This window comes from Flavobacterium sp., from assembly GCF_044361015.1.
Taxonomy (GTDB): domain Bacteria; phylum Bacteroidota; class Bacteroidia; order Flavobacteriales; family Flavobacteriaceae; genus Flavobacterium.
Genome location: NZ_JBIKJL010000006.1, coordinates 68249 through 75264, shown reverse-complemented (window position 1 = coordinate 75264; position 7016 = coordinate 68249). Strand labels below are relative to the sequence as shown.

7 protein-coding genes are annotated in these 7016 nt (G+C 35.9%); 2 read left to right on the top strand and 5 right to left on the bottom strand.

Going from position 1 to position 7016, the window contains the following annotated elements:
- Positions 1–461, top strand: a 461-nt coding sequence (locus ACIQ2Z_RS03595; protein WP_396182793.1) for an FKBP-type peptidyl-prolyl cis-trans isomerase, incomplete at its 5' end; no start/stop codon positions are given.
- 192 nt (positions 462–653) lie between these two features.
- Here the strand turns inward: ACIQ2Z_RS03595 and ACIQ2Z_RS03590 are convergent.
- Both ACIQ2Z_RS03590 and ACIQ2Z_RS03585 read right to left on the bottom strand, forming a co-directional pair.
- Entirely contained in the window at positions 654–1091 is a 438-nt protein-coding gene (locus tag ACIQ2Z_RS03590) for a hypothetical protein (RefSeq protein ID WP_396182792.1), read from the bottom strand.
- 3 nt (positions 1092–1094) lie between these two features.
- Positions 1095–2471: an MATE family efflux transporter gene (locus tag ACIQ2Z_RS03585; RefSeq protein WP_396182794.1), complete on the bottom strand. Its 1377-nt coding sequence runs from the start codon at positions 2469–2471 to the stop codon at positions 1095–1097.
- 150 nt (positions 2472–2621) lie between these two features.
- On the opposite strand from ACIQ2Z_RS03585, the gene ACIQ2Z_RS03580 reads away from it, so the two are divergent.
- Positions 2622–4715 (top strand): TonB-dependent receptor family protein, encoded by a 2094-nt coding sequence (locus ACIQ2Z_RS03580; RefSeq protein ID WP_396182791.1) that lies wholly within the window; start codon positions 2622–2624, stop codon positions 4713–4715.
- A gap of 33 nt (positions 4716–4748) precedes the next feature.
- On the opposite strand, the gene ACIQ2Z_RS03575 is transcribed toward ACIQ2Z_RS03580, so the two are convergent.
- The 3 genes from ACIQ2Z_RS03575 to ACIQ2Z_RS03565 are packed head-to-tail and all read right to left on the bottom strand — an operon-like array spanning position 4749 to position 7009.
- Entirely contained in the window at positions 4749–5441 is a 693-nt protein-coding gene (locus tag ACIQ2Z_RS03575; RefSeq protein WP_396182790.1) for a hypothetical protein, read from the bottom strand.
- A gap of 26 nt (positions 5442–5467) precedes the next feature.
- Positions 5468–5890, bottom strand: a complete 423-nt coding sequence (locus ACIQ2Z_RS03570; protein ID WP_396182789.1) for a c-type cytochrome — start codon at positions 5888–5890, stop codon at positions 5468–5470.
- A 6-nt stretch (positions 5891–5896) separates the two neighbouring features.
- A complete protein-coding gene (locus ACIQ2Z_RS03565; RefSeq protein WP_396182788.1) occupies positions 5897–7009 on the bottom strand; it encodes a PQQ-dependent sugar dehydrogenase in 1113 nt (370 codons plus the stop codon).
- Between the last annotated feature and the right edge of the window lie 7 nt (positions 7010–7016).

Genomic DNA, 7016 nt, shown 5'->3' with positions numbered 1-7016 from the left:
TTGCTCCTTATAAAAAAACTATGGATGCTAAATTAGCCTATTTTGAAATGAATAAAAAAGCAGCCACAAAATCTCCATCTGGATTAGAGTATAAACAAATTGCAAAAGGCACCGGTGTAAAACCCGCAGAAGGAACAACAGTTTATGTGCACTATGCAGGTTATTTTGAAGATGGCGAGTTATTTGACAGTAGCTACGAAGATGTTTCGAAAGCTTTTGGGAAATTCAACCAACAAAAAGCGGATGCAAAAGCCTACAAACCTTTTCCTTTTCAGTACGGAAATAAAGGAGGTTTGATTCCCGGATTTTTAGAAGCGGTAAACATGATGACTATTGGCGATAAATATTTGATTTTTATTCCTGCTAGTCTTGGATATGGTGCTGCCGGAGCAGGTGGCGTAATTCCACCCAATGCCAATTTAATTTTTGAATTGGAGTTATTAGAAAAACTACCTGAATAAATCGTAAAAAACCGCCAAGCTATAAAACTTGGCGGTTTTTTTTATGCTTTAAATTTCCAATCGAATAAAAATCGCTGTCATGCTATAACCGTTGTCATGCTGACTTGTTTCAGCATCTAACAATTGTTCGTGTGATTTAGAATCTGAAACAAGTTCAGATTGACAAAGAATATTTTTCTTGGTCAGCCTTATTTATGCTTTAAATTTCCAATCAAATTCGTCTTGATTTTTTACAATGGCTCCAACTTCCACTTTGATAACTTCGCCAAATTCGGTTTGGAGAATCGTCCAAAAATCTTCATTGAAATAGTTGATAAAACAATCAAAAGTTTCCTCTTCAAACGATTTATATCCTTTGGATGACAGTAGATTTTTTACTTCTGAAAAAGATTTTCCAATGACTTTTTGCTCAAACAACAAAACATCGGGATGCGAACAAATGATGTATCCCAAACGAAACTCTTCATCTTCATAAAAAGTCAACCGAGCTTTTAAATGATTGTATAACAAAATCAAATTCCCTTCTTCATCTGTAAATGAAGAACTTGCTTTGCCATAAATAGCTTCCACATTTTTTTGCTTCATTCCAAAAAGAAGTTGATCAAATCCGAAGGTTGGTTTTAGAGTCATCAGTTAATTATTATTGTGAATTAATTTCTTAGTTAAAGTATTGAAACGATAGAATAAAAATAATGCAGCGGCTGTTAATCCGGCCAATAATCCAATCCAAACGCCAATAGCTTTCAATTCTGTGTACAACCCCAAGTAAATTGAAATTGGAAATCCAATCACCCAATAAGCTACAAAGGTAATATACATGGGGATTTTTACATCTTGCAAACCTCTCAAAGCTCCTAAAACTACTACTTGCAAACCGTCTGATATTTGAAATAACGCAGCAACAATTAACAATTGTGAAGCAATAGCAACCACTTCCAAATTGTCTTGTAAATGCATGGTTTGTTCCAAATTCAAAAACGGAATCGGTAGAACTTTATGGAAAACAATAAAAATCAAAGCAAAAAATATTTCAAGTACTGTCGCTAATAAAAAAATAGATACCGCAACAATTCGCAATTTCCTGTAATCTTGCAACCCTTTTTGATTGCCCACTCGAATCATCGCTGTGACGCTCAATCCCATGGCAAACATAAATGTTAGTGATGCCAAACTTAAAGCAATTTGATTGGCAGCCTGACTGGTTGTTCCTATCATTCCACACAACCAAATGGCTCCGGTAAATAACGCCACCTCAAAAAACATTTGCAAAGCGGAAGGCGTTCCTAAATTAATGATTTTTTTAATGGTACTTTTTTGAATCTCTTCCCAACTAAACTTTTCAAAATACGGGTGGAATTTTGGTTTTTTCACCATTACATAATGCATAAAAGCAAGCATAACAATTCGGGCAGTAATCGTTCCAATTGCGGCTCCAACAATTCCCATCGCTGGGAAAATCCAGATACCGAAGATTAAAAAATAATTGATAATTACGTTAACTATGTTTCCGATAATCGTCGCCCACATAGAATATTTTGTTTCACTTTTTCCATCGGCAAACTGTTTGTATGCCTGAAACATGATGAGCGGAATCAATGAAAAAGCCACAATATCTAAATACGGTTTTGCCAACTCTACTACCTCAGCAGGTTGTCCCATAAAAGCAATCAGCGGTTTGGCAAAAAAGATGAGTAAAAACAAAATCACGCCCAGTAGCGTACACAAAAACAAACCATTATGAAACGCCCCTCTACCCTTTTCAATTGATTTTTCACCATCTGCTTCTGCAACAATGGGTGTAATAGCCGTTGAAAAACCAATTCCTACTGACATTGCAATGAAAATAAAACTATTTCCTAAAGAAGCGGCCGCTAATTCTTTGGGACCTAATTGGCCAACCATTATATTATCAACAATTCCCACAACGGTATGACCCAACATTCCAATAATGATAGGATAAGCCAATCGAAGATTGTAACTGAATTCTTGGGTGTATGTCTTGAGTGTCATCATTTATAATTGCGTCGGCAAAAGTACATCATTTGCAAGTATAAATTGAAAAGAAAAAGTTAAGGAATCCTAACACCTTAACTGCCCAAAAAAAGCTTGTGAAGAATCAAAAATAAAACGATAACTTTAACCCTCTTTGAAAAGTGAAAAGTGAATCTGAAACCTTCTATTTATTCGTTTGTTTTATTTTGTTTATTGGTAATGTTTTCAGCACTATCCAGTGCACAAACAATCGCAGATACTACAGCCTTATCAGAAGTAATTTTAAAAGGAACTCCAATACCAAACACTATTCAAAATTCAGCTGCTTCTATTGCGACAATTACTTCTAAAGAAATCAATCAAAATGATGGCGTGATTTTAACCTCGGTTTTGAATAAAATTCCGGGTGTATCTATGCAACAAGGTAATTTAAACACCAATCGAATTTCGATGCGTGGCATTGGAGCACGTTCGCAATTTGGCACCAATCGAATCAAAGCGTATTATGAAAATATCCCGCTGAGCAATGGCGAAGGTGATACAGTTTTAGAAGATATTGACTTGGAAAGTCTGAACGGAATTGAAATAATTAAAGGTCCGAATACCACCAGTTTTGGTGCCGGTTTAGGTGGTGTGATTCATCTGATGGGAAAATCTACCGAAGAAAATAGCTCCTTTGGGAAAATCGCATCAACTTTTGGAAGTTTTGGTTTGCTTAAAAATACTGTCTCTGGTGGTTTTAACAACGGTACCACCGATTTATATTTGGGATATAACCAATTAAATTCAGATGGGTTCCGCGAGAACAGTGACTATGACCGAAAATCAATGAACCTTTCTGCCAAACAAAAACTTTCAGAAAACAGTTCGCTCTCCTTCTTTGGAATTGCCACGCGATTAAAAGCATTTATTCCTAGTTCTATTAACCAAAACGATTTTGAAAATAATCCCCAAGCTGCAGCTCCCAATTGGAAAGCGGCTCAAGGTTATGAATCCTATGACAAAATGATTTTGGGCATTGGGTACCAAAATAAATTCTCTGAAAAATGGTCGGTTGAAAGTTCTGTTTTTTCTACAATCATCGATGCGTATGAACCGCGTCCGTTTGACATTTTAGACGATGAAACAATGAATTTTGGTCTGCGTTTGCAAGTGAATTATAACGAAAAAGTATTTTCAATTCCTTCCAAATTCTGCCTTGGAACTGAAGTGCTTTTTGAAGACTATACTTATTCATTATACGAAAATCTATACCAATCGCAACCCGGAGAAGGCAGCATTCAAGGACCTCTTTTTGCAACAAACAATCAAAAAAGAAACTACCAAAACGTATTTTTTCAAATGGATATGCAACTGTTAAAAAAAATGCATTTGGAATCGGGAATTGCTGTTAATTCAACCCGATACGAACAATCGGATACCTTTGAAACAGTAGAACCAACAAAAAACAGTTATTCGTTTGGAGCCATTTGGTCGCCTCGAATCGGATTATCGTATCAAGTCGGTTCGAAGAAAAATATTTATACTTCTGTCAGTAAAGGATTTTCGATTCCTTCGATTGCGGAATCTTTAACACCCGATGGACTGATAAATACCGAACTGCAACCGGAAATCGGAATCAATTATGAACTAGGTTTTAAAGGCTCTTTTTTGAAACAAAAAATATATACAGAAATCGCTTTATACTCCACAAATGTTTCCAATTTGCTAGTTGCAAGAAGAGTGGGCGAAGATCAGTTCATCGGAATCAATGCCGGTGAAAGTTTGCATCAAGGAATCGAGTTTCTATTTCAAATGAAAGTAATCGAAAAAACAGATTTTCAAGTAAACTCCTTTTTTTCAGGAACTTATACCAACATCCGCTTCAAAGATTTTGTCGAATTAGAAAATGATTACAGTGGCAATCAACTTCCGGCTGTTCCCAAAGAACAATGGAACATAGGGTTGGATTTTACATCAAAATTAGGTTGGAATGCAAACATTTCCTTTGGCAAAGTGGGACAAATGGCTTTGAATGACGCCAACACAATTTATACCGATTCGTATGAATTAGTAGATGCGAAAGTCAGTTATACTTTCAATCTATTTATAAAATTAAACTTTCAATGCAATGCGGGAGTTCAAAATATATTGAATCAAAATTTTGCTGCAAGTATTTTACCTAATGCGGTTGGTTTTGGTACGGCACCACCGCGTTACTTTTATCCGGGTAATCCTATTAATTATTATGGTGGTATTGGGTTGGTTTATGAGGTGAAGTAAGTTTAATTTATAAACTTCTGATTTTTGGCTATGTCAATTAGTGTTATTTAATTTTAAAAATAAATTTGACCAGCCATTCCAATTACAAGTATCATCTGCAATAGATACTACTTTATCTGTTGTGATTGTGAATATATTTCTACCGGTACTTGAACAAATTTCTTTACCATTTATTGCAAATAATTCCGATTCAAATTTTATTATAGCAATAATATCTTTTTGACTTAATTTTTTCTTCTCTAAATTACTTGATTCAATGTAATAAATACTTCCCTTTCTACTAATTTTATAAAAACCGTAAAGACTCACGACGCACCCTCCATTCTTTTCTACGGTATAAAAACTATTATCATTTAAATTAGATAAAGGAATTTCATTTTCAAACTTTCTACTGTCTATAGAATCAGTTAAAATCTTAAAAACATTTGGTTTTCCTCTTTTGACTTCAATTGGTGTAGTAACTTTATTTCCGATAATATCTAAATATTCTAATTCATACTCTCCTACAGGAATTGAATCTATTTTTATAGTATCTTGAAATTTAAAGGAATTTAATCCCTTGAATTTATAAAAAGTAGAGTCTGAATTTTTCAAAGAAAGACCAAATAATCGAATTGAAGTGGAATCTGTAATTTCACTTTTGGCAACAATAACATCTATGCTACCAACCTGTTTTTTACAACTGATCAATTGAAAAATAAAAATAATGAGCAGGATCTTTTTCATAAAAACTATTTTCAAATACTTGAAACTTACTTTTTAACCCCCGCAACCTCCCCTTCCGTCACTTGCATCTTCTGTTTGTTTCCCCACGAATGCATCACATAATTCATCACATCGGCAACTTCTTCATCAGTCAAACCCATCGGAGGCATGGTGTTGTTGTAGTTTATTCCATTCACTTTTATGGGTCCGGTTTGTCCAAATTTTACAGGATGTATACTCTCTTTTCGTTTGGTTTGCAACCAATCGGAACCGGCCAGTGGCGGCACTGTTTCACTTCCTTTTCCATTGGCAAGATGACAAGTCATGCAAAACTCTTGGTAAATTTCTTTCCCGGCTGCAATACTGGTTTGCAACGATTTCTTTTCTTGTGAAACATACCTATTTGATTCCGAACTACCATCGGCAATAGAATAAAACAAAGCACTGATTACAATGAATCCAAACCTCATAGACAACTAGTTTGGAATAATCTTTACAATCCCCTTCCCTTCTACTCCCATATAAATATAACCATCCGGACCTTGAGCCACATTTCGTAAACGACCAATATCGGTGGCGACTTTTTGACGCTCAATGACTTTGTTATCTTTCAATTTCACCAATTCTAAGTATTGAAATTTTAACGAACCTACCAACAAATCTCCGTTCCACTCGGGATAAATATCCCCGGATACAAAAGTCATTCCGCTTGGAGCGATGGATGGCGTCCAATAATACAAAGGCTGTTCCATCCCCTCTTTTTTGGTGAGTTTTGAAATAGTCGAACCATCGTAATCTATTCCGTAAGTAATCACAGGCCAACCGTAATTGGCTGCTTTTTTTACAATATTGATTTCGTCACCGCCTTGCGGACCGTGTTCATGCGTCCATAGCTCACCTGTAGTGGGATTTTTGGTCATTCCCTGCGGATTTCTGTGTCCGAAGGAATAAACCGCCTCTTTCGCGTTGGGTTGACCAACAAACGGATTATCCGATGGAATGCGACCATCGTCGTGTAAACGGTACACTTTTCCGCCATCTCTGGTGATATCTTGTGGATTTTCGGGATGATTGCCTCTATCACCTACTGTAAAATATAAATAGCCATCGTTATCAAAAACAATCCGCGACCCAAAATGATGTGATTTCGTTGTATTCGGTTTTGCTTTGTATAATTCCTGAATTTGAGTGAGACTTCCATTCTCAATTTTGGCACGAATCAATTTTGTATTAGCTCCTTTTTCTTCACCTTCTTCTGCAGAATAGGTGATATAAATCCACCCGTTAGTCGCATATTTTGGGTGAACGGCAACGTCTAAAAGTCCGCCTTGATTTCTCGTAGCCACTTTTGGAACATTTGAAATCACCGTTTTCTTTTTATCTTTTACATGATAAAGTGTCCCGTTTTTTTCGGTAACCAGCATACTCCCGTCCGGCAACCAAGCCATTCCCCACGGATTATCAATATCGGATGCAACCGTTTCAAAAGTGTAATTCTTCACCTCATCTTTCAGAGGAATATCATTCGGTTTCTCTTGAGCTTTGCAGCTTTGCAGAGAAATAATTAGCAATAAAAATAGTATTCGCATCGTGTTT

Excerpts from the sequence above, each read along its gene's own strand:
- ACIQ2Z_RS03570 (WP_396182789.1), bottom strand. The coding sequence starts at position 5,890 with ATGAGGTTTGGATTCATTGTAATCAGTGCTTTGTTTTATTCTATTGCC.
- ACIQ2Z_RS03590 (WP_396182792.1), bottom strand. The coding sequence starts at position 1,091 with ATGACTCTAAAACCAACCTTCGGATTTGATCAACTTCTTTTTGGAATG.
- ACIQ2Z_RS03565 (WP_396182788.1), bottom strand. The coding sequence starts at position 7,009 with ATGCGAATACTATTTTTATTGCTAATTATTTCTCTGCAAAGCTGCAAA.
- ACIQ2Z_RS03575 (WP_396182790.1), bottom strand. The coding sequence starts at position 5,441 with ATGAAAAAGATCCTGCTCATTATTTTTATTTTTCAATTGATCAGTTGT.
- ACIQ2Z_RS03585 (WP_396182794.1), bottom strand. The coding sequence starts at position 2,471 with ATGACACTCAAGACATACACCCAAGAATTCAGTTACAATCTTCGATTG.